The organism is Pantoea sp. Fr-CA_6, assembly GCF_024520895.1.
Lineage (GTDB): Bacteria > Pseudomonadota > Gammaproteobacteria > Enterobacterales > Enterobacteriaceae > Pantoea > Pantoea agglomerans.
Map to the genome: position 1 here is coordinate 254235 of NZ_JALNPO010000002.1, position 21406 is coordinate 275640.

General features: G+C 58.9%; 20 protein-coding genes. 10 read left to right on the plus strand and 10 right to left on the minus strand.

Annotated elements, in window-relative coordinates; genetic code table 11:
• Positions 1 to 39 precede the first annotated feature (39 nt).
• The 5 genes from galM to modE form a co-directional block, all read right to left on the minus strand.
• Positions 40 to 1074 carry a galactose-1-epimerase gene (galM, locus tag NR201_RS04355; protein ID WP_010260170.1) on the minus strand — a complete coding sequence of 345 codons (1035 nt, stop codon included), beginning with the start codon at positions 1072 to 1074 and terminating at the stop codon, positions 40 to 42.
• Positions 1068 to 2216 (minus strand): galactokinase, encoded by a 1149-nt coding sequence (gene galK, locus NR201_RS04360; RefSeq protein WP_256849400.1) that lies wholly within the window; start codon positions 2214 to 2216, stop codon positions 1068 to 1070. Before galK ends, galM begins: the two co-directional genes overlap by 7 nt.
• The gene (galT, locus tag NR201_RS04365; RefSeq protein ID WP_256849401.1) at positions 2213 to 3259 is read right to left on the minus strand and encodes a galactose-1-phosphate uridylyltransferase; all 1047 of its coding nucleotides are present in this window, start codon (positions 3257 to 3259) and stop codon (positions 2213 to 2215) included. Before galT ends, galK begins: the two co-directional genes overlap by 4 nt.
• A gap of 237 nt (positions 3260 to 3496) precedes the next feature.
• On the minus strand, positions 3497 to 4969 hold the full coding sequence (gene modF, locus NR201_RS04370) for a molybdate ABC transporter ATP-binding protein ModF (RefSeq protein ID WP_256849402.1): 1473 nt from the start codon (positions 4967 to 4969) through the stop codon (positions 3497 to 3499).
• A gap of 69 nt (positions 4970 to 5038) precedes the next feature.
• On the minus strand, positions 5039 to 5821 hold the full coding sequence (gene modE, locus NR201_RS04375; protein WP_052270815.1) for a molybdenum-dependent transcriptional regulator: 783 nt from the start codon (positions 5819 to 5821) through the stop codon (positions 5039 to 5041).
• A 136-nt stretch (positions 5822 to 5957) separates the two neighbouring features.
• On the opposite strand from modE, the gene NR201_RS04380 reads away from it, so the two are divergent.
• From NR201_RS04380 to modC, 4 genes are all read left to right on the plus strand, one after another.
• Complete coding sequence (locus NR201_RS04380; protein WP_010260183.1) at positions 5958 to 6113, plus strand: AcrZ family multidrug efflux pump-associated protein; 156 nt, start codon at positions 5958 to 5960, stop codon at positions 6111 to 6113.
• A 144-nt stretch (positions 6114 to 6257) separates the two neighbouring features.
• Entirely contained in the window at positions 6258 to 7031 is a 774-nt protein-coding gene (gene modA, locus NR201_RS04385; protein WP_033771171.1) for a molybdate ABC transporter substrate-binding protein, read from the plus strand.
• Positions 7028 to 7717: a molybdate ABC transporter permease subunit gene (modB, locus tag NR201_RS04390; RefSeq protein WP_010260189.1), complete on the plus strand. Its 690-nt coding sequence runs from the start codon at positions 7028 to 7030 to the stop codon at positions 7715 to 7717. Before modA ends, modB begins: the two co-directional genes overlap by 4 nt.
• On the plus strand, positions 7717 to 8775 hold the full coding sequence (gene modC / locus NR201_RS04395; RefSeq protein ID WP_256849403.1) for a molybdenum ABC transporter ATP-binding protein ModC: 1059 nt from the start codon (positions 7717 to 7719) through the stop codon (positions 8773 to 8775). Before modB ends, modC begins: the two co-directional genes overlap by 1 nt.
• Here modC and NR201_RS04400 read toward each other — a convergent pair whose 3' ends face one another.
• The gene (locus NR201_RS04400) at positions 8776 to 9594 is read right to left on the minus strand and encodes a pyridoxal phosphatase (RefSeq protein WP_010260198.1); all 819 of its coding nucleotides are present in this window, start codon (positions 9592 to 9594) and stop codon (positions 8776 to 8778) included.
• Positions 9595 to 9749: 155 nt separating this feature from the next.
• On the opposite strand from NR201_RS04400, the gene pgl reads away from it, so the two are divergent.
• Positions 9750 to 10751 (plus strand): 6-phosphogluconolactonase, encoded by a 1002-nt coding sequence (pgl, locus tag NR201_RS04405; protein WP_010669667.1) that lies wholly within the window; start codon positions 9750 to 9752, stop codon positions 10749 to 10751.
• Between the two features lie 342 nt (positions 10752 to 11093).
• Here pgl and NR201_RS04410 read toward each other — a convergent pair whose 3' ends face one another.
• Both NR201_RS04410 and bioA read right to left on the minus strand, forming a co-directional pair.
• Positions 11094 to 11570 (minus strand): kinase inhibitor, encoded by a 477-nt coding sequence (locus tag NR201_RS04410; protein ID WP_013357177.1) that lies wholly within the window; start codon positions 11568 to 11570, stop codon positions 11094 to 11096.
• Between the two features lie 75 nt (positions 11571 to 11645).
• Entirely contained in the window at positions 11646 to 12950 is a 1305-nt protein-coding gene (bioA, locus tag NR201_RS04415) for an adenosylmethionine--8-amino-7-oxononanoate transaminase (protein ID WP_191917197.1), read from the minus strand.
• Between the two features lie 85 nt (positions 12951 to 13035).
• Between bioA and bioB the strand changes: the two genes are divergently transcribed.
• The 4 genes from bioB to bioD are packed head-to-tail and all read left to right on the plus strand — an operon-like array spanning position 13036 to position 16625.
• Positions 13036 to 14067 (plus strand): biotin synthase BioB, encoded by a 1032-nt coding sequence (bioB, locus tag NR201_RS04420; RefSeq protein WP_122459028.1) that lies wholly within the window; start codon positions 13036 to 13038, stop codon positions 14065 to 14067.
• Positions 14067 to 15218 carry an 8-amino-7-oxononanoate synthase gene (gene bioF, locus NR201_RS04425; RefSeq protein WP_256849404.1) on the plus strand — a complete coding sequence of 384 codons (1152 nt, stop codon included), beginning with the start codon at positions 14067 to 14069 and terminating at the stop codon, positions 15216 to 15218. The genes bioB and bioF overlap by 1 nt, the downstream gene beginning before the upstream one ends.
• Positions 15202 to 15957 carry a malonyl-ACP O-methyltransferase BioC gene (gene bioC, locus NR201_RS04430; protein WP_187491604.1) on the plus strand — a complete coding sequence of 252 codons (756 nt, stop codon included), beginning with the start codon at positions 15202 to 15204 and terminating at the stop codon, positions 15955 to 15957. The genes bioF and bioC overlap by 17 nt, the downstream gene beginning before the upstream one ends.
• Complete coding sequence (gene bioD / locus NR201_RS04435; RefSeq protein ID WP_256849405.1) at positions 15954 to 16625, plus strand: dethiobiotin synthase; 672 nt, start codon at positions 15954 to 15956, stop codon at positions 16623 to 16625. The genes bioC and bioD overlap by 4 nt, the downstream gene beginning before the upstream one ends.
• Before the next feature lie 146 nt (positions 16626 to 16771).
• Here the strand turns inward: bioD and NR201_RS04440 are convergent, their stop codons facing one another.
• A complete protein-coding gene (locus NR201_RS04440) occupies positions 16772 to 17494 on the minus strand; it encodes an ABC transporter ATP-binding protein (protein ID WP_010260222.1) in 723 nt (240 codons plus the stop codon).
• A gap of 894 nt (positions 17495 to 18388) precedes the next feature.
• Here NR201_RS04440 and uvrB point away from each other — a divergent pair.
• Positions 18389 to 20410, plus strand: a complete 2022-nt coding sequence (gene uvrB, locus NR201_RS04445) for an excinuclease ABC subunit UvrB (RefSeq protein ID WP_010260230.1) — start codon at positions 18389 to 18391, stop codon at positions 20408 to 20410.
• On the opposite strand, the gene yvcK is transcribed toward uvrB, so the two are convergent.
• Entirely contained in the window at positions 20394 to 21317 is a 924-nt protein-coding gene (gene yvcK, locus NR201_RS04450; protein ID WP_010260233.1) for a uridine diphosphate-N-acetylglucosamine-binding protein YvcK, read from the minus strand. The genes uvrB and yvcK overlap by 17 nt on opposite strands.
• Positions 21318 to 21406: the final 89 nt, after the last annotated feature.

Consider the following 21406-nt stretch of genomic DNA (forward strand, 5'->3'; position numbering starts at 1 on the left):
GCCTGTGTGTGACGCACTGCGCGTTTTTCAGCCGGAGGCTCAGCGTGGCGTGAAGCGATAACGCGTCACGGATTCCCAGCGATCTCCCGGCTGCAGCCAGCAATCAGGCTGAGGCCATTCATCATGATTAGGCGAATCCGGTAAAAATTCGCTCTCCAGCGCAATACCCTGAAATGCAGTATAGCTCGCCTGCTCACGGGCACGGGTGCCCGCCAGGTAGTTGCCGGAGTAGAACTGCAACGCCGGTGCCGAAGTGGTCACGCTGAGCTGCAGTCTGCCATCTTCCGACCAGAGTTCTGCCGCAGGCTGAGTGTCGTCGCCTGCGCTGTTGAGCAGAAACGCATGGTCATAGCCCTTCACCGCTCGCTGGTCGTCGTCTGCCAGAAACTCCTGTGCCACGACTTTGGCCTCGCGGAAATCAAAACTGGTTCCGACAACCTCTTTCAGCGGCGCATTCGGGATGCCTTCGCTGTCGACCGGCAGATAATGGTCGGCGTGCAGTTGTAAGCGATGCTGGCGGGCGTCGCCATGATGCGCATCAAGGTTAAAGTAGGCGTGGTTAGTCAGATTGACCGGGCAGGGCTGATCGCAGCGCGCTTCATAGCTAATGCTCAGGCAGTTCTGGTCATCCAGCTGATAGCGCAGATCGGCAATCAGATTGCCGGGATAGCCCTGATCGCCATCAGGCGAATCAATACGGTAGTGCACCTCGCTGTCAGACTGGCTGACAATCTGCCAGCGGCGCTTATCAAAGCCTTCCGGTCCGCCATGCAGCTGATGTGCGCCCTGGTTCGGCACCAGCTGGCGGTTCAGTTTATTCAGTTTTGCCCCGGCGATGCGGTTAGCGTAGCGGCCGACCGTCGCGCCCAGATAGGCATCCTGATGGAGATAGTCAGAGGGCGTGGCGCAGCCGAGCAGCGCTTCACGCACCGTGCCATCCTGCATCGGCACGCGGGCGGAGAGCCAGGTCGCGCCCCAGTCCATAAAGGTTGCCAGCATGCCGTTGGCATTGCGCAGCACCGTTATGCGCCACGGCTGACCGTCGGGCGCATGGGAGTTGACGTCGTTCAGCATTGGCCGGCTCCTTCAGAGGCTTTGCAGACGTAGAAGGTCTCTTTGATGCCGGTTGCTGCTTCATACTGCTCTGCTACGGCGGCTTTGACCTGATCGACCAGATCCAGTGGCATCAGCGCGACGATACAGCCACCAAAGCCGCCGCCGGTCATACGCACGCCGCCGCGCTCACCGATCTGCGCTTTCACGATCTCAACCAGGGTATCGATCGGTGGCACGGTGATCTCGAAGTCGTCACGCATCGAGGCGTGAGATTCGGCCATCAACTGGCCCATACGGGTCAGGTCGCCCTGCGTCAGCGCATCGGCTGCTTCCAGGGTGCGGGCGTTCTCGGTCAGGACGTGACGCACGCGTTTTGCCACCTGCGGGTCGAGCTGCGCCTGTGCCGCTTCAAACTCGGCCAGTTCAACGTCACGCAGCGCCTTCTTATTGAAGAAACGCGCGCCTGCTTCACACTGCTCACGACGCGTGTTGTATTCGCTGCCAACCAGGGTACGACGGAAGTTGGAGTTGATGATCACCACCGCGATATCTTCCGGCATCGACACCGGACGCGTGCCCAGCGTGCGGCAGTCGAGCAGCATGGCGTGATCTTTCCGGCCCAGCGCTGAGATCAGCTGGTCCATGATGCCGCAGTTACAGCCGACGAACTGGTTTTCCGCTTCCTGACCATTCACGGCAATGGCGGCGCCATCCAGCGGCAGATTATAGAGCTGCTGCACCACGGTGCCGACCGCCACTTCCAGCGACGCAGATGAGCTGAGGCCCGCGCCCTGAGGCACGTTGCCGCTGATCACCATATCGATACCGCCGAAATCGGCATGACGCTGCTGCAGATGTTTCACCACGCCGCGTACATAGTTGGCCCACATCGGTTCCTGCAGGCTGACGATCTCTTCATCGAGAGAGAATGTGTCCTGCGCATTTTCATAATCCGCAGCGACCACCCGAATCTGGCGATCGTCACGGCGGGCACAGGCAATCACCGTCTGGTAATCGATGGCGCACGGCAGCACGAAGCCGTCGTTATAGTCGGTATGCTCGCCAATCAGGTTAACGCGGCCCGGTGCCTGAATGGTATGCGTAGCGGCGTAACCGAAGATGTCAGAGAAAAGCTGCTGCGTGATGGTTTTTAAGCTCATTGTTGTGCCTCACGGAAGTGAACGTCGCTGACAGAACGCAGACGTTCCGCCGCCTGTTCCGCCGTTAAATCGCGTTGGGTTTCGGCCAGCATTTCATAGCCAACCATAAATTTACGCACCGTTGCTGAGCGCAGCAGCGGCGGATAGAAGTGAGCATGCAACTGCCAGTGATCGTTGGCTTCGTCGTTAAACGGCGCGCCGTGCCAGCCCATGGAGTAGGGGAATGAGCACTGGAACAGGTTGTCGTAGCGGCTGGTCAGCAGCTTCAGCGCCAGCGCCAGATCGGTACGCTGCGCCTCATTGAGGTCGGTAATTCGTTTGACGTGCGCTTTCGGCAGCAGCAGGGTTTCAAACGGCCAGGCGGCCCACCACGGCACCACCGCCAGCCAGTGATCGGTTTCCACCACGGCGCGGCTGCCATCCTGCTGTTCGCGAGCCAGATAATCGACCAGCATCGGCGAGCCATGTTTAGCGAAATAGTCGCGCTGATGATCATCTTCACGCTGCGCTTCATTCGGCAGGAAGCTGTTGGCCCAGATCTGACCATGGGGATGCGGGTTGGAGCAGCCCATCGCCGCGCCTTTGTTCTCAAACACCTGCACCCAGGGATAGTGCTGACCCAGATCGGCGGTCTCTGCCTGCCAGGTACGCACCACCTCTTCCAGCGCGTTCAGCGACATCTCCGGCAGGGTTTTGCTGTGATCGGGCGAGAAGCAGATGACCCGACTGGTGCCGCGTGCGCTTTCACAACGCATCAGGATATCGTCGCTCTCAGGCGCGTCTGGCGTGTCGGTCATCAGCGCAGCAAAGTCATTGGTAAAGACGTAGGTGCCTGCATAGTCCGGGTTTTTGTCGCCGGTGATGCGGGTGTTTCCGGCACACAGGAAGCAGTCCGGATCGTGCGCCGGTAACGTATTGACCGCCGGGGTTTCCTGCGCGCCTTGCCACGGACGTTTGGCCCGATGAGGTGAAACTAAAATCCATTGATCAATCAGTGGATTGTAACGGCGATGCGGGTGATCGACCGGGTTAAATTTTTCCATGTTAGATCCTGGTAAGCGTCAAAAGCCAAAAAGGCATCGGTAAAAAGTAGCACATCAGCGCGCCCGAAAGCGTGATCAAGTCTGGATAAATGGTATCGTTTACACAAGCTGAATATTCTTATTTCGTGGCAATGTGCGCGGATATATGGCGTGAAAGGTGATGTGGAATGGTAGCGCTTACACAAGAGCGCTTTAAAACGCCGCAGCAGCGGCGTGGGGTGACGCGTTACAAGAGCCTTAGTGCAGGGTTTCCTGCTGATAGTGATAGCCGCCGTCATGGGTGATAAAGCTCAGGCGATGTGTGATGCAGGCGGGCGCATCTTCCGCGTGATGCGAAACAAACAGCAGCTGAGTCCGTCCCTCGCCAATCAGCACATCGACAAAGCGCCGCACCAACTGGCGGTTAATCGGGTCGAGCCCCTGTAGTGGCTCATCCAGTATCAGCAGCGTCGGATGCTTAACCAGCGCGCGAGCAATCAGCACCAGCCGCTGCTGTCCCCATGAGAGCGAGTGGAATGGCGCATCGGCCTGTCCGTTATCCATCCCCAGCAGTGCCAGCCACTGCTGCGCCAGCGCTTTTTGCCGGTCAGAAGCCGCCTGATAGAGACCAATAGAGTCGAAGAAGCCCGACAGGATCACCGTGCGCACATTGGTGCTGACGCGGTAATCGAGATGCAGGCTGCTGCTGACATAGCCAATATGCTGCTTGATATCCCAGATGGTTTCACCACTGCCGCGACGGCGGCCAAACAGGGTTAAATCATTGCTGTAGCCCTGAGGATGATCGCCGGTCACCAGGCTGAGCAGGGTCGATTTCCCTGCGCCGTTCGGGCCGGTAATCTGCCAGTGCTCGCCGGCGTTGACCTGCCAGTTCAGCCCCTGAATTACTGGCTTATCGTTATACGAGACGGTGCCGTTGCGCAGGATAACGCGCGGCGCATCATCCGCCAGCGATGGCAGCTGATCCGGCGCATCCGCCTCAGGTAACGCCATTCCCATCAGCTGTTCACTGTGTGCCAGCTGCGCCACCAGCGCTTCCGTTAAAATGGACTGGCGTGGCCCGCTGTGGGTGAGGGTGCACTCCGCCAGCACGCCAACCTGCTGAATGAAATCGGGAATATCGTCAAAGCGATTGAGCACCAGCACCAGGGTAAATGTCGGTTGCTGCAGGCCGCGCAGCGTGTCGGTCAGGCTGGCGCGCGACGCCACATCCAGCCCGTCAAACGGCTCATCCAGAATCAGCAAATCTGGCTGGTTCATCAATGCCTGACAGAGCAGGGTTTTGCGGGTTTCGCCGGTAGAGAGATATTTGAAGCGGCGTGAAAGCAGCGCTTCGATGCCGAACTGCTGTGCCAGCTGCTCGCAGCGCTCGGGCTGCTGCACCTCCGCCTGAATCACCTCTGCCACGGTCAGCCCGGTATCCTCTTCACCTTCGCTGAGCATATCGGTGTTGTTGCGCTGCCACTCCTGCGCCACCAGGGTTTGTAGCTGCTCCAGCGACAGCCGGACCGGCCGTCTGAAATCGCTGCTGACTGAACCGGCCAGCGGCGGAAGTTCTCCAGAGAGTGCACGCGCCAGTGATGATTTGCCGCTGCCGTTGGCTCCGACAAACGCCCAGCTTTCGCCGCGCTGCAGTTCCACCTGATTCAGACTCAGTATCCGGGTATCGCTAAGACGAAACGTGCCTTGCGAAATGTGCAATGAAGCCATGATCTGTTCCATTTTTTGCATCGTGTCACTGAGTTGTAACCATTGCCCTTAATGAAGTCAAATCAACCGCTAGAGCAGGGTGGCGACGATGGCGTGTTCGGCATTGAAACTGGCGATCACGGCGTCGCCGGGCTGCAGCGTCAGTTGCTGCAGCTGATCGTTGCTCAGGGTCGCGCACAGGGTTTCGCCGCTGGGGAGCTTCATCAGCACTTCACTCATCTGCTCGCCGGGTTCGATGGCACTGACCGTCGCTGCCAGCTGATTGTCATCCTGTGCGGCGTCACGACTGATGCGGATCCACGGCGCCTTGATCAGCACCAGCACCTCTTTACCTGCGGCCAGTTGCAGGCGATCGGCGCTGCGCTGGGTCAGCGCCACATTAAGCTGCGTGACGCCATCGGCCAGTTGAATCAGCAGATGCTGGACCACCTGCTGCGCATCGTTACTGACGACGGTGCCAAACAGCTGGTTACGGGCGCTGGTTTGCAGCGAGAAACGGGCGATGGCCGCCAGCAGACTGTCGAGCGGTAACGTATCCTGCTGCAGCGCATCAAAGGCTTTCTGCTGGATCTGCTCCATCAGCTGGAACAGCTGAATCAGGCGTTCACCGTAGCGGGTCAGCGTTGCACCGCCGCCGCCTTTGCCACCGGTGGCCCGCTCCACCAGCGTTTCATCCGCCATCTGGTTCATCTCATTAATCGCATCCCAGGCACTTTTGTAGCTGATACCGGCCAGCTTCGCCCCCTGACTGATCGACCCGGTCTGCTGTACGCGTTTCAGCAGCTCAATACGTCGCGGATCGGCAAACAGTTTCTGTTGTAAACGGATATGAAGGGACAGTTCGGCTTCCATGACAGCTCCGGCAAAGGGTTAAGGCGAAGGCCGATGATAGCGGCGTTTTGTGACCAAAGTAAAAGCACGAAAAGGGCTGCGCAAAATTTTGCTGACCCGTTACAATCTCTTTTTTGTTAGCAGAGTGAGACTCTCCATGCTGGAATTACTTAAAAGCCTCGCCGTTGCCATACTGATGGTGCCTGTCGTGATGGCGCTGATGCTGGGCATGATTTATGGCCTGGGTGAAGTGTTTAACGTCATCTCTAAAATTGGTCATCGCGAAAAATCCTCAGCCCGTTCGCACAATTAATTGCTGCTACGCCCGCCATCTGCGCGGGCGTGGTCGTTTTTATCTCTCCTGATTTAACCTTTTGTTCCCCCTGCCGATAATTTACTGAACCTCACTGACATTGCGCTATATTATCCGCTACACAACGAATAGCCGGAGAAAATCATGTCATTTAAACACTATCGCTGGGGCGTCGCGGCCCTGATCACCGTTTCGCTGGCCGGGCAGGCTGTGGCCGCCGACAGCATCACTGTGTTTGCCGCGGCTTCACTGACCAACGCGATGCAGGATATTGCCAGCCGTTACAAGCAGGAAAAGGGGGTGACGGTGGTCTCTTCGTTTGCCTCCTCTTCAACGCTGGCGCGCCAGATTGAGCAGGGTGCTCCTGCCGATCTCTTTATCTCTGCCGATCAGCAGTGGATGGATGATGCGGTGGCGAAAAAAAGTGTGATTACCAGTAGCCGCTATACCCTGCTGGGCAACGATCTGGTATTGATTGCGCCACGCAGTGCTGACGCGAAAGCGGTGACGCTGGACCCGCAGACTGACTGGAAAACCTTGCTGCACGGTGAGCGTCTGGCAGTCGGCGATCCGGACCACGTTCCTGCGGGCATCTACGCCAAAGAGGCGCTGCAAAAGCTGGGTGCCTGGGAAGGCGTTGCGCCTTCGTTAGCGCCAGCCAATAATGTGCGGGCAGCGCTGGCGCTGGTCGAGCGTAATGAAACGCCCTATGGCATTGTCTACGGGTCTGACGCGGTCGCCAGCGATAAAGTGCAGGTCGTCGGGCATTTTCCGGCAACCAGCCATAAACCCGTAGAATATCCGATGGCGATCGTGAACGATCACGACAACGCCGCCGTTAAAGCGTTTTATGATTATCTGAAAGGGCCTCAGGCCGCGGCTATCTTTAAACATTACGGATTCACACCGACGAAATGATACTCAGCGATCCCGAATGGCAGGCGGTACTGCTTAGCCTTAAAGTCTCTGGCATAGCCGTGATAGGCAGTCTGCCGTTTGGCATCCTGATGGCCTGGATTCTGGTGCGCTGCCGTTTTCCTGGTAAAGCGCTGCTCGACAGCCTGATCCATCTGCCGCTGGTGCTGCCGCCGGTGGTGGTGGGTTATCTGCTGCTGATTAGCCTTGGGCGGCGCGGCATCATAGGCGAAAAGCTTTATGACTGGTTTGGCTTCAGCTTTGCTTTCAGCTGGCGCGGTGCCGCACTGGCCTCTGCCGTGATCGCCTTTCCGTTGATGGTGCGTGCCATCCGGCTGGCGCTGGAGGCGGTGGATAGCCGGCTGGAGCAGGCGGCGCGCACGCTGGGCGCCGGACGCTGGCGGGTCTTTTTCACCATTACGCTCCCGCTGACGTTGCCGGGCGTGATCGTTGGAACGGTGCTGGCGTTTGCCCGATCGCTGGGCGAGTTCGGCGCCACCATCACCTTTGTTTCCAATATTCCCGGCGAGACGCGCACGCTGCCGCTGGCGATGTTTACCCTGATAGAGACACCGGGTGCGGAAGGGGCGGCGGCACGGCTCTGCGTCATCGCGATCGTGCTGGCCCTGGCGTCACTGCTGGCGTCGGAATGGCTGGCACGTGCAGGCCGTAAGCGGATGGGAAACTGATGCTATCACTCAACATTATGCAGCAGCAGGGCGATCACGTGCTGGAGGTCGACCTGCAGATCCCGGCCAAAGGGATCACCGCTATTTTCGGCGTGTCAGGTGCCGGAAAAACCTCCCTGATCAACGCGATCAGCGGGCTGACCCAGCCGCAGCGGGGACGGATCCAGCTGCACGATCGTCTGCTGTTTGATGCAGAGCAGAAGATTGCGCTGCCGCCGGAAAAACGGCGTATCGGTTATGTATTCCAGGATGCGCGACTGTTCCCGCACTATCGGGTCCGTGGCAACCTGCAATATGGTATGGCACCTAAGATGAAAGCGCAGTTCGACAGTCTGGTCTCTCTGCTGGGTCTGGAGGCGCTGCTGCCGCGCTTTCCGCTGTCGCTGTCGGGCGGGGAAAAGCAGCGGGTCGCGATTGGCCGTGCGCTGCTGACCGCACCGGATATGCTGCTGCTGGATGAGCCGCTGGCGTCACTGGATCTGCCACGCAAACGTGAACTGATGCCCTATCTGCAAAAGCTGGCGAAGCAGGTTGAGATTCCGATGCTCTACGTTTCGCACAGTCTGGAGGAGATCCTGCAGCTGGCTGATAACGTGCTGGTGCTGGATTCGGGCAAGGTCAAAGCCTTTGGTCCGCTGGAGCGGGTCTGGAGCAGCAGCGCGATGCGGCCCTGGCTGCCGGTGAGTGAACTGACCAGCGTGCTGCGGGTGCAGGTGCTGGAGCAGCATCCCGACTATCCAATGACCGCGCTGTCGCTGGGCGATCAGCACATCTGGGTCAGCCGGGTGAATCAGCCGGTTAAAACTCCGCTGCGTATTCGCATTGCCTCGGCCGATGTCTCGCTGGCGCTGCAACCGCCGCAACACAGCTCGATCCGCAACATTTTACCGGCACAGGTGGTGGAATTGCTGGAGGTCGGGGACCAGGTTGAGGTAAAGCTGCGCATCGGCATCAGCGAACTCTGGGCGCGCATCACGCCGTGGGCGCGGGATGAGCTGGGCATCCGGCCAGATCAGTGGCTTTATGCCCAGATCAAAAGCGTCTCGGTGACGCCCTGATTACAACACGTACTGATAGAGGGTATCGGCAATACCGGTTTCAAGGTTGGTGCCGATCACCATTTTCGCCCGCGCTTTAATCGCCTCATCGGCATTACCCATCGCCACGCCCAGTCCGGCCGTTTCCAGCATGCTGAGATCGTTATAGTTATCACCGAACGCGATCACATCGGACATACTCAGCCCCAGTGATTCAACCCACTGCGCCAGTCGTTTGCCTTTGCTGTTGCCGCCTTTGGCGATATCCACCTGATCGTGCCACGACCATTCGCAGGCCAGTCCCAGTTCCGCTTCCACCCTGGTGGCGAACTGCTGCAGTTCCGGGATGTTGTTGTGCGACAGGGCAAACTTCCAGATCGAACCGGCGTCGCGTGCCGCCTGGGCCAGGTCGGGCACCTGGCGGAACAGTGGACGCTGGTGGGCGGGCAGCGATTCGGCCCACTTCAGGGTGCGCATCACGTGGCCGGTCGGGGTCTGATAGAGCATCGCATCATCCACGTAGAGCAACCCGTGAATCTGCTGCTGATTCAGCATCTCAATCACCTGCAACGCCAGCTGCGGGTCGAGGGGATCGGACGCCAGCACCTTTTTCGCCTGGTAATCATACAAATAGGTGCCATTACAGCAGATTGCGGGTGTATCCAGCTGTAACGCCTGATAAAAAGGGTGGATAGCGCAGTGATGGCGTCCGGTCACGATAGCGACATGAACGCCCGCCTGGCGTGCCTGATTTAGCGCTTCGATTGACTGCGGCAGAATCGTTTTGGCTGGGGTCAGCAGCGTGCCGTCGAGGTCGAGGGCAATTACACGGTAGTTCATTAATCCTCTCGTTTTTCCTGGTTTGCAGGGGCTGAAGTCTACACCTCACCACGGCCCGGAGACAAAAAACAGGGCACAAATGATCCCAGCGCAGGGCAATAAAACAGGCTACAGTGATTCACAGATCATGATCAGGCAGCAAAAAAGGAGAATGCATGAAACAAGTTGTCTACACCGCCAGTCCCGAGAGCCAGCAGATCCACGTCTGGCAGATGAATGATGAGGGCGGGCTGACGTTGCTTCAGGTGACCGATGTCGCCGGCCAGGTTCAGCCGATGGTGGTGAGTCCGAACCGCGATTTTCTCTATGTCGGTGTGCGTCCCAATTTCCGCGTGCTGGCGTTTCGCATTGCCGCCGATGGCACGCTGACCGAAGCGGGTCAGGCGCCGTTGCCCGGCAGTCCGACTCACATTTCCACCGATCGGCAGGGCAGGTTCCTGTTCTGCGGCTCCTACAATGATGCCTGCGTCAGCGTCAGCCCGATTGGCGATGACGGCATTCCGCAGGCCCCGCTGCAGGTGATCAGCGGACTGGATGGTTGTCACTCGGCCAACATCGATAATGACAACAAGACGCTCTACGTGCCGGCTCTGAAGCAGGACCGTATCTGTTTGTTTACGCTGGGCGAAGATGGTCAGCTGACGCCGCGTAAACAGACGCAGGTCACGACGGTAGAAGGCGCTGGCCCGCGTCATATGCAGTTCCATCCGGGCGGCCAGTATGCTTACTGCGTGAATGAGCTCGACAGCACGGTTGAGGTGTGGGCATTAAATACGGGCGAAGGCGAAGCAGAAAGCGTGCAGACGCTGGATATGATGCCGCCTGACTTCAGCGGTACGCGCTGGGCAGCCGATATTCATCTGACGCCGGATGGCCGTTTCCTCTATGCCTGCGATCGCACCAGCAGCACGCTGGCGGTCTTCAGCGTCAGCGACCTGGGCGATGAGCTGACCCTGGAAGGGTTCCAGCCGACGGAAACGCAGCCGCGCGGATTTAATATCGATCACAGCGGACGCTATCTGGTGGCGGCGGGACAGAAATCTCATCACATCGAAGTTTATGCGATTACCGAACCGAAAGGGCTGCTAAAGCCGCTGGGACGTTATGCGGTGGGGCAGGGCCCGATGTGGGTTGTGATTCATCAGTTACAGGCGTAACCCGCTACGAAAAACGCCTCTCCTGTCAGGAGAGGTATGAGATAGTTGACGAAGTCTGCCACAGCCCAGCTGTGAGATCGAGCTGACACAGGGAACGGCGTCAGATCGGAAAGACGCAAAAACCGCCATCCATGGCACGCTCTGCCCCCGCGATTACGCACCTCATCCCTGAGGTGCGCCCGTAGCCGGGCCAACGCTTTGCGTTGTTCAAAAACGCTCCCGGCGTTTTTGTCCCTGGGCGTGGGACGCTTTCCTCTTCTGACGCCCTTCCCTGCGTTTTGAGCTAATACGTTGCTGCCAGGTCACCCAGCCTTGGGTTTGCCAGTAGTCTGTCGTGCTGAATTACTGATAATTCACGGTCAGCGAGGCGCTCGCCAGTGCGTGGAAATGCACATTAAAGCCGACCATTGCGCCACTGGCGCCTTCATCTACTTCAATCGTCTCCACATCCAGCGCATGCACGGTGAAAATGTAGCGATGGGTTTCGCCCTGTGGCGGCGCCGCGCCACCGTAACCCGCCTGACCGAAATCGGTACGGGTCTGGATTGCGCCTGCTGGCAGTGACGCTTTGCCGGAACCGGCACCCTGCGGCAGTGACGTCGTGCTGGCCGGAATATTCGCCACCACCCAGTGCCACCAGCCGGAACCGGTCGGGGCATCAGGATCGTAGCAGGTCACCACAAAACTTTTGGTACCCTCTGGTGCCGCTTCCCAGGCAAGATGGGGAGAGATGTTCTCGCCCTGATAACCCATGCCGTTGAAAACATGTTTTTCAGGCATCTTCTCGCCGTCATTAAAATCCTGACTAAAAACGCGCATCACATCTCCTTAATTGTCGATGAATAGCCTGTCATCATAACCAAAAGTGCCGTCAGTGCCAGCGGTCAGCCCGCTTCAGGCGGCAAAATGTTGAGAATGCTCCAGCGCGCCGCCAATCGCCTGCACCAGCCTGCTCAGCGCCTGCGGCGTGATGATGTAGGGTGGCATCAGGTAGATCAGCCGGCCAAAAGGCCGGATCCAGACGCCCTGTTCAACAAAGAACTGCTGCAGCGCCGCCATATTAACCGCCTGATGGGTTTCCACTACGCCAATCGCGCCCAGCACGCGCACATCGGCCACCTGCGGTGAACTGCGCAGCGGCAGCAGCTCAGCCCGTAACTGCTGTTCGATCGCCGCCACCTGGCGCTGCCAGTGACCTTCCGCCAGCATGGTCAGGCTCTCCGCCGCGACCGCGCAGGCCAGCGGATTGCCCATAAAGGTCGGGCCATGCATAAAGCAGCCCGCCGCGCTGCGGCTGATGGTGTCCGCGACCTCGCGGCTGGTCAGGGTCGCCGCCAGCGTCATCATGCCACCGGTCAGCGCTTTGCCGACGCAGAGAATATCCGGGGTAATGCCCGCATGCTCGCAGGCAAAGAGTTTGCCGGTACGGCCAAAGCCGGTGGCGATCTCATCCGCAATCAAAAGCACGCCATAGCGATCACAGGCTTCCCGTACCTGCTGCAGATAGCGCGGATGGTAGAAACGCATGCCGCCCGCACCCTGCACAATCGGCTCCAGAATGACGGCTGCCAGTTGCCGGTGATGCTGTTCTATCAGCCTGGCGAAATCATCGAAATCAGGCTGGTGCCATTCATCATCAAAGCCGCAGGCAGGGGCCGCCGCAAAGTGATGCTCGGGCAGATAGCCGCGCCACAGGCTGTGCATCGAGTTCTCGGGGTCGCACACCGACATCGCTGCAAAGGTATCGCCGTGATAGCCGCGTTTCAGCGTCAGGAACTGCTGACGCGTCTCGCCACGCCCCAGCCAGTACTGCAGCGCCATCTTCATCGACACTTCCACCGCCACCGAGCCTGAATCGGCCAGGAAGACGCACTCCAGCGCCTCAGGCGTCATCGCCACCAGCTGACGGCAGAGCGCCACCGCCGCCGGATGGGTAATGCCGCCAAACATCACGTGCGACATCTGGGTGACCTGCTCTGTCAGCGCCCGATTCAGGCGCGGATGGTTGTAACCGTGGATCGCCGCCCACCACGAGGACATCCCATCCACCAGCTCACGGCCATCGGCCAGTTGCAGCTGAAAACCCTGTGCGGCGACCACCGGGTAGCAGGGCAGCGGATCCTGCATCGAGGTGTAGGGATGCCAGATATGCTGGCGGTCAAAGCGGGCATCGTCTGAGGAGAAAACGGGGATAGTCATCGGAGTTGTAAACCAAAATAAAAAAATATAGTTTACAAGTATAACCCTGCTTTTCGTCGGGATGACACCCTTTTTGGAGTAAGTAATGGCTCAACGCTGGACAATTGCACAGGCGCAAGCGCTGTTTGATCAACCTTTTCTTGAACTGATGTTTAACGCGCAGCAGGTGCATCGGCAGCACTTCGATCCGCGCCAGGTGCAGGTCAGTACCCTGCTGTCGATTAAAACCGGTGCCTGTCCGGAAGATTGTAAATACTGCCCGCAGAGCGCGCGCTACAAGACCGGCCTGGAGTCGGAGCGGCTGATGGAAGTGGAAGAGGTGCTGACCTCAGCGCGTCAGGCCAAAGCCGCCGGTTCAACCCGTTTCTGCATGGGTGCCGCGTGGAAAAACCCGCACGAGCGCGATATGCCCTATCTGGAGAAGATGGTGGAAGGCGTGAAGGCGATGGGAATGGAAACCTGCATGACGCTGGGCACGCTCAGCGAGCACCAGGCGCAGCGACTGGCGGGCGCGGGGCTCGATTTTTACAATCATAACCTCGACACCTCACCGGAATTCTACGGCTCCATCATCACCACCCGCAGCTATCAGGAACGTCTGGATACGCTGGGCAAAGTGCGCGACGCCGGCATTAAGGTCTGTTCGGGTGGCATTGTCGGCCTGGGCGAAACCGTTAACGACCGCGCCGGTCTGCTGGTGCAGTTAGCCAACCTGCCAACGCCGCCGGAGAGTGTACCGATCAATATGCTGGTGAAGGTCAAAGGCACGCCATTGGCGGATAACGATGATGTGGAACCGTTCGATTTTATCCGCACCATCGCGGTGGCGCGCATCATGATGCCGACCTCGCATGTGCGCCTCTCAGCGGGCCGTGAGCAGATGAGTGAGCAGACCCAGGCGATGTGCTTTATGGCCGGGGCGAACTCGATTTTCTACGGCTGCAAACTGCTGACCACGCCGAATCCGGAAGAGGACAAAGACCGCGTGCTGTTCCGCAAACTGGGTCTTAACCCGGAGCATACTCACACTCAGCACGGCGATCAGCAGCAGGAGCAGCAACTCAGCGAGCAGCTATTCCATGCCGACACTGAACAGTTCTACAACGCGGCGCTGTAATGGGCTGGCAGCAACGTATCCGTCAGGCGCTGACGCAGCGCCGGGTGGCCGATGGCTGGCGGCAGCGACGGGTGATCGATCAGCAATCGACCCGCACACTGCACAGCGGCGGCCGCAGCTATCTCCACTTCTCCAGCAATGATTATCTCGGCTTAACCCAGCATCTGGCGGTGATTGCGGGCTGGCAACAGGGCGCGGCGCAGGCGGGCGCAGGTGCCGGTGCTTCAGGGCATGTCACCGGTTATCACCGTCAGCACGCCGATCTTGAGGCGCAGCTGGCCGACTGGCTCGGCTACGACCGTGCGCTGCTGTTTATCTCTGGCTTTGCGGCCAATCAGGCGGTCATTCATCTGCTGGGCGAGAAAAACGATCGCATCCTGGCCGATAAACTCAGCCACGCCTCGCTGCTCGACGCCGCCAGCCATAGTCCGGCACAGCTACGACGTTTCCATCACAACGCGCCGGAGAGCCTGGCAGCCCGGCTCGCCTCCCCCTGTGAGGGCGAAACGCTGGTGGTGACGGAAGGTATTTTCAGCATGGATGGCGACAGTGCGCCGCTGGCCGCCCTGGCGCAACAGACGCGCCAGGCAGAGGGCTGGCTGCTGGTGGATGATGCGCACGGCATTGGCGTGGTGGGTGAGCAGGGGCGCGGCAGCTGCTGGCAGCAGGGCGTTAAACCGGAACTGCTGGTGGTCACCTTTGGTAAAGCCTTTGGCGTCAGCGGTGCCGCGCTGCTGTGCGACGCAGCCACCGCCGACTATTTCTTGCAGTTCAGCCGACATCTGATCTACTCCACCGCGATGCCCGCGGCGCAGGCGAGCGCGCTGCAGGCGGCGCTGCGTGAAGTTCAGCAGGGCGATGCCCTGCGGCAGCAACTGCAGCAGAACATTGGCCATTTCCGGCGCGGTGCGGCCTCGCTGCCGTGGCAACTGATGGACTCCGGCAGCGCGATTCAGCCGCTGCTGGTGGGCGAAAATGGTGATGCGATGGCGCTCTCCCAGCGGCTGGCTGAGGCGGGCTGCTGGGTCAGCGCGATCCGGCCACCGACCGTGCCGCCGGGGACGGCCCGGCTGCGCATCACCCTGACCGCGGCTCATCGCCCCGAGGATATTGACCGGTTACTGGAGGCGCTGCATGACGCTGCGGGTTGACAAGCAGGCGGTGGCACGCGCCTTTGGCCGGGCGGCCAGCCATTACGATGCCCATGCGGCGCTGCAACGCCTCAGCGGCGATGCCCTGCTGGCACTGGCGCCCGCACAGAGTGGTCTGCAGCTGCTGGATGCCGGTTGTGGCACCGGCTGGTACAGCAGGCTGTGGCGCGAACGTGGCAAACAGGTAACGGCTCTGGATCTCTCTCCGCAGATGCTGCAACAGGCGCGGGACAATGACGCGGCGCAGCACTATCTGGCCGGTGATATCGACGCGCTGCCGCTGGCGGATAACACGATTGATCTGGTGTGGAGCAACCTGGCGGTGCAGTGGAGCGAGGATCTGCCCGGCGCGCTGAGCCAGTTCCGGCGGGTGCTGCGGCCCGATGGCACGCTGCTGTTTTCCACTCTGGGCGACGGTTCTCTACAGGAGGTTCATGAAGCCTGGTCCCATCTGGATGCGCTGCCTCACGCTAATCGCTTTCTCAGCGAGCCGCAGATTGCGGCGGCCTGCCACGCAGAGCAGCTGCGCTGTACCTCAGAGGTGGTGACCCTGCATTTTCCCGATGCGCTCAGCGCCATGCGCTCCCTGAAGGGGATTGGCGCGACTCATCTGCATCAGGGGCGTGACGGGCAGGTATTAACCCGACAACGGCTCAACCAGTTAGAGGCGCGCTGGCCGCGCGATCGGCACGGCTATCGCCTGAGTTACCATTTAATCTATGGAGTAAGTGCATCATGAAACGCCTGTTTATCACTGGCACCGACACCGAGGTCGGTAAAACCGTGGCCAGCGGCGGGCTGCTGCAGGCGGCAGCCGCAGCGGGCTATCGCTGTGCGGGCTATAAGCCGGTTGCCTCTGGCTGTGAGATGACGCCAGAGGGCATCCGTAACAGCGATGCGCTGGCGCTGCAGCGTTACAGCAGCGTGCCGTTAACCTATCAGCAGGTCAATCCACTGGCGTTTCTTGAGCCGACATCGCCGCACATCGTCAGCGCCGAAGAGGGCAGGCCGATCACCCATCTGGCGCTGTCGGCGGGTCTGGCGGCGCTGCAACCGCTGGCAGACTGGATTCTGGTAGAGGGCGCGGGCGGCTGGTACACCCCATTGTCGGAGACGCACACTTATGCGGACTGGGTGGTCAGCGAAAAGCTGCCCGTGATTCTGGTGGTGGGGATTAAGCTCGGCTGCATCAATCACGCCATGCTCACCGCTGACGCGGTGCGGGCAAGCGGCCTGTCGCTGGTGGGCTGGATCGCCAACACCGTCGAACCGCCGGGTAAACGCTATCAGGAGTATCTCACCAGCCTGAAAAACAGGTTACCTGCGCCCTGTCTGGGCACCATCCCGTTTCTCACCGATGCGGCGCAGCAGGCATCCTGTGGTCAATACCTGACGCTGCCGGAGTAACCGCGTGGCCTGGCTATTTTATTTGTCGTGCTGAATCCGGGCAGTGCTCTCCATCCTTGCGCGCTGTGTACACGCTCCGGTGGTTCCGCGCGCTCCGTCTCCAGCCTGCCTGCAACACTTACGCCTAGTGGGGCAGGCGCTGAGTGTCAGGCCACCGTCAGCCATTTATCGACGGTGTGGTCATCGAGCTGTTCCATGCTGCCCTGCGCCACATTGCGGCCGCGGTGCAGCAGCAGGAAATAGTCCGCTACGCGACGGATCAGCGACAGGCGCTGCTCCAGCAGCAGGATGGTCAGCCCGTAGTCGAGGTTAAGCCGACGGATCAGATTGCCCATCTCCTCTTCCAGCCACGGCGACATCCCGTCGGTCGGCTCATCCAGAATCAGCAGTTTGGGCTGCAGCACCAGCGCGCGCGCCAGGGCCAGCTGTTGCTGCTGATCGATCGGCAGATCGCCGCTGCGCTGCTGGCGCAGAGAGTAGAGCGCCGGGAAGAGGTCGAACACCATTTCGGGAATGGCGCGATGCCGATCACGCTGGCTGGCACCCGCCAGCAGGGCAATCAGCAGATTATCTTCCACGCTCATCTGGGTAAAAATATGGCGGCCCTGCGGCACATAGCCAATCCCCATCTGCGCCCGCTGTTCAGCCGGTTGCAGCAGCAGATCTTCCGGCGGCGAGCCATCCTCTTTCCAGGAGATAGAGCCGCTGTTAATTGGCAATCTACCCATGATGCAGTTTACCAGCGTGGTTTTACCCATGCCAGGACGGCCCAGAATGCCGGTGCAGGTGCCAGGCGACAGATCCAGGTCCACATCCCACAGAATATGGTTTTGACCGTAAAATTGATTTACCGAACGTAAACTCAGCATCTGACACTCTCCTTCCCGATCGTTAGCCTGATTGCTTCCGCGCTCTGTCGTCTGGCAAACAAGTCATCAGCAACGGCAGCCTCGCCATTGCAGCACAGTGCGCGTTTCGCGCGGTGACGCCACTGAACTCCTGCAATTCCCAGGCCAGATCTAAAAACGGCCCTGTTTCCTGCTGCAGCGCCGCGTGTCAGGGATGAAAGGTGAGAAAAACTTATCAATTCCCCACGGTGACCACGCGCCTGCACTTTTGCAGTGCCCTGGAGCGCTGTTTCTGGTGCAGACGTACTGTAACGTGGCAGGAAGTCCGATTAAGAATCTTAGTATGAGGCGTGCAAATTTGCGTACGACACCCGGTGACAGATTAAAATTGCAGAATAATCCGTCAGCAGGTGATGCGAAATTTAACGCAAAAAAAATTATTTTCACGGTAGTGAGAAGGCAGGGAAAAATTATACACAGCTGATGGCGTCGGGGCTGCCATCACTTATCCACCATTCCTGTGGATAACCTTGTGCATTAGGTAATGAAAACCAGTTGGAAGCGAGGAAATACGCGGCCTGGTAACATAATGACGAGAATCTGGCCTCATAGCCTTATATCAGTAAAATCAGTTGTTTATCAAAAAACAAGCCTGAGAATTATCTGTCAGGTAACCGTACTGTAATTTTGTGACACTCTATTGACAAATGTTAAATCAGATCTCTGCCTGGGGATAACATTGCGCAACATGCTGAGCGATAACGCTGCCAGCCTGCGGGGACATCAGGTGCCATCCTGCTGGCGTTAACATTGCACCAATACTGTTTTTATATCCAGTATTATTTTCTGGCAAAATCACCATAGCAGAGTAAAATAAGTGCCTGCCCGCCGACTTCTCCAGCAGGAACTGCATTCATGAGCAAAGCCTTTAAATTGAACTCCGCCTTTAAACCTTCGGGCGACCAGCCTGAGGCGATACGTCGCCTGGAAGAGGGGCTGGAGGATGGACTGGCCCATCAGACCTTATTAGGCGTAACCGGCTCCGGTAAAACGTTTACCGTCGCCAACGTGATTGCCGACCTCAACCGGCCGACCATGGTACTGGCGCCGAACAAGACGCTGGCCGCCCAGCTCTATGGCGAGATGAAAGAGTTTTTCCCGGATAACGCCGTCGAGTTTTTCGTCTCTTACTACGACTACTACCAGCCTGAAGCCTATGTGCCGAGCTCCGACACCTTTATCGAAAAGGATGCGTCGGTGAACGAACATATCGAACAGATGCGTCTGTCGGCCACCAAGGCGCTGCTGGAACGGCGCGATGTCATTGTGGTGGCATCGGTTTCGGCTATCTACGGTCTGGGCGATCCCGATCTCTATCTGAAAATGATGCTCCACCTGACCCGCGGCATGATTATCGATCAGCGCAGTATTCTGCGCCGTCTGTCAGAGCTGCAGTACACCCGCAACGACCAGGCGTTCCAGCGCGGCACCTTCCGGGTGCGCGGCGAAGTGATCGATATCTTCCCGGCGGAGTCGGACGATATTGCGCTGCGCGTCGAGCTGTTTGATGAAGAGGTTGAGCGTCTGTCGCTGTTTGACCCGCTGACCGGCCAGATCGATTCGGTCGTGCCGCGCTTTACCATCTACCCCAAGACGCACTACGTCACGCCGCGTGAGCGTATTCTGCAGGCGATGGAAGATATCAAAGTTGAGCTGGCGGACCGCCGCCGGGTGCTGCTGGAGAACAATAAGCTGCTGGAAGAGCAGCGCATTACCCAGCGTACCCAGTTTGACCTGGAGATGATGAGTGAGCTGGGTTACTGCTCTGGCATTGAGAACTACTCACGCTACCTCTCCGCACGCGGACCGGGCGAAGCGCCGCCGACGCTGTTTGACTATCTGCCCGCCGATGGCCTGCTGGTGGTGGATGAGTCGCACGTGACCATTCCGCAGATTGGCGGCATGTACAAAGGCGACCGGGCGCGTAAAGAGACGCTGGTGGAGTATGGCTTCCGCCTGCCGTCGGCGCTGGATAACCGTCCGATGAAGTTTGAAGAGTTTGAGGCACTGGCACCACAGACCATCTATGTTTCGGCGACGCCGGGCAAATATGAGCTGGAAAAGTCGGGCGACGAAGTGATCGATCAGGTGGTGCGTCCTACCGGTCTGCTGGATCCGATCATCGAAGTGCGTCCGGTCGGTACCCAGGTCGACGATCTGCTGTCAGAAATCCGTCAGCGCGTGGCGATCAACGAACGTGTACTGGTGACGGTGCTGACCAAACGCATGGCGGAAGATCTCACCGAATATCTGTCTGAGCATGGTGAGAAGGTGCGTTATCTGCACTCCGATATCGACACGGTAGAGCGTATGGAGATTATACGCGACTTACGTCTGGGCGAGTTTGATGTGCTGGTGGGCATTAACTTACTGCGTGAGGGGCTGGATATGCCGGAAGTGTCGCTGGTGGCGATTCTCGATGCGGATAAAGAGGGCTTCCTGCGCTCCGAACGCTCGCTGATTCAGACCATTGGCCGTGCGGCGCGTAACATCAACGGTAAGGCGATTCTCTACGGGGATAAAATCACGCCGTCGATGGCGCGCGCCATTGAAGAGACCGAGCGCCGCCGTGAGAAACAGCAGTTGCACAACGAAGAGAATGGCATCGTGCCGCAGGGCCTGAATAAGAAGATCACCGATATTCTGGAACTGGGCAAAAACGTGGTGAAAACCCGAGGCAAAGCGAAACCCGCCCGTCCTGGCGAAGCCCAGGCGCTGGCCGATTTCCAGCTGTTAACGCCGCAGGCTCTGCAGAAGAAGATCCACGAACTGGAAGGGCAGATGCAGCAGCATGCTCAGAACCTGGAGTTCGAACAGGCGGCCAACGTGCGCGATCAGCTGCATGAACTGCGAACGCTGTTTATTGCGGCCTCGTAGCGCCGTTAAAGCCCTGAATGGCGTGTTCCAGCGCCACCCGTAACAGCTGGCGGTCGTGACGATATTGGATATCGGCGGCCTCCAGCGGTTCACGGACAATCAGCCGGTTTTCAATGCCACGGGTGTCCACCGCCGGGCTGACGACCAGCGCATCAATCACCCGCTTGCCGATATAACGCTCCATCATCTGCAGCTTGTCAGCCACTGAGAGACTGGCGGCGGCAGGACTCAGCTCGCGGCCCAGATTGCCGATAAACACCATAGTGGCAGGCGTGCGACGCAAGGCCTGCGCCATCTCTTCCATCAGCAGAATCGGCATCAGGCTGGTGTAAAAGCTGCCGGGTCCAATCAGGATCAGATCCGCTTCACCAACCGCCTGCAGCGCTTCCCGCGTTGGCTGGACGTTGGGATGCAGCATCAGCTCCTGCGGCGGCTGTTTCATCTCGTCAATTGCGGTTTCGCCATAAACCATGTTGCCTTCAACATCCATCGCCACCAGATCCACCGGCTGCTCCGACATCGGGATTAAAAAGGCGTCGACCTTCAGCAGGTTACGGATAATGTTGATCGCTTCCAGCGGACGAACGCTGAGATGATCCAGCGCCCGCAGCATCAGATTACCCAGGTTGTGTCCGGCCAGTTCGCCGTTACCGGCAAAACGGTACTCAAACATCGCCGAGGCGACGCTGGGTTCTGCAATCAGCTGGTTAAGGCAGTTACGCATATCGCCCCAGGCGATACCGCCTTCTGAGCGACGAATACGGCCGGTCGATCCGCCGTTGTCGGTGGTGGTGACTATGCCGGTGAGACGCGAGCCCAGCGGGGAAAGGGCAGACATGACGCGGCCTAAACCGTGTCCGCCTCCCAGTGCCACAACGCGATCAAGATCGGCCAGTGTGCGATTCATACTTCTCCTTAATATCCCTTCGCGTGGCGTGGCTCTAATCGCTAAGCCCACGCGGATGACTTACGTCAAAATCTGGATCGCATTTTAAC

Coding starts and splice junctions, on each gene's coding strand:
- galM (WP_010260170.1), bottom strand. CDS start 1,074: ATGCTGAACGACGTCAACTCCCATGCGCCCGACGGTCAGCCGTGGCGC.
- galK (WP_256849400.1), bottom strand. CDS start 2,216: ATGAGCTTAAAAACCATCACGCAGCAGCTTTTCTCTGACATCTTCGGT.
- galT (WP_256849401.1), bottom strand. CDS start 3,259: ATGGAAAAATTTAACCCGGTCGATCACCCGCATCGCCGTTACAATCCA.
- modF (WP_256849402.1), bottom strand. CDS start 4,969: ATGGCTTCATTGCACATTTCGCAAGGCACGTTTCGTCTTAGCGATACC.
- modE (WP_052270815.1), bottom strand. CDS start 5,821: ATGGAAGCCGAACTGTCCCTTCATATCCGTTTACAACAGAAACTGTTT.
- NR201_RS04380 (WP_010260183.1), top strand. CDS start 5,958: ATGCTGGAATTACTTAAAAGCCTCGCCGTTGCCATACTGATGGTGCCT.
- modA (WP_033771171.1), top strand. CDS start 6,258: ATGTCATTTAAACACTATCGCTGGGGCGTCGCGGCCCTGATCACCGTT.
- modB (WP_010260189.1), top strand. CDS start 7,028: ATGATACTCAGCGATCCCGAATGGCAGGCGGTACTGCTTAGCCTTAAA.
- modC (WP_256849403.1), top strand. CDS start 7,717: ATGCTATCACTCAACATTATGCAGCAGCAGGGCGATCACGTGCTGGAG.
- NR201_RS04400 (WP_010260198.1), bottom strand. CDS start 9,594: ATGAACTACCGTGTAATTGCCCTCGACCTCGACGGCACGCTGCTGACC.
- pgl (WP_010669667.1), top strand. CDS start 9,750: ATGAAACAAGTTGTCTACACCGCCAGTCCCGAGAGCCAGCAGATCCAC.
- NR201_RS04410 (WP_013357177.1), bottom strand. CDS start 11,570: ATGCGCGTTTTTAGTCAGGATTTTAATGACGGCGAGAAGATGCCTGAA.
- bioA (WP_191917197.1), bottom strand. CDS start 12,950: ATGACTATCCCCGTTTTCTCCTCAGACGATGCCCGCTTTGACCGCCAG.
- bioB (WP_122459028.1), top strand. CDS start 13,036: ATGGCTCAACGCTGGACAATTGCACAGGCGCAAGCGCTGTTTGATCAA.
- bioF (WP_256849404.1), top strand. CDS start 14,067: ATGGGCTGGCAGCAACGTATCCGTCAGGCGCTGACGCAGCGCCGGGTG.
- bioC (WP_187491604.1), top strand. CDS start 15,202: ATGACGCTGCGGGTTGACAAGCAGGCGGTGGCACGCGCCTTTGGCCGG.
- bioD (WP_256849405.1), top strand. CDS start 15,954: ATGAAACGCCTGTTTATCACTGGCACCGACACCGAGGTCGGTAAAACC.
- NR201_RS04440 (WP_010260222.1), bottom strand. CDS start 17,494: ATGCTGAGTTTACGTTCGGTAAATCAATTTTACGGTCAAAACCATATT.
- uvrB (WP_010260230.1), top strand. CDS start 18,389: ATGAGCAAAGCCTTTAAATTGAACTCCGCCTTTAAACCTTCGGGCGAC.
- yvcK (WP_010260233.1), bottom strand. CDS start 21,317: ATGAATCGCACACTGGCCGATCTTGATCGCGTTGTGGCACTGGGAGGC.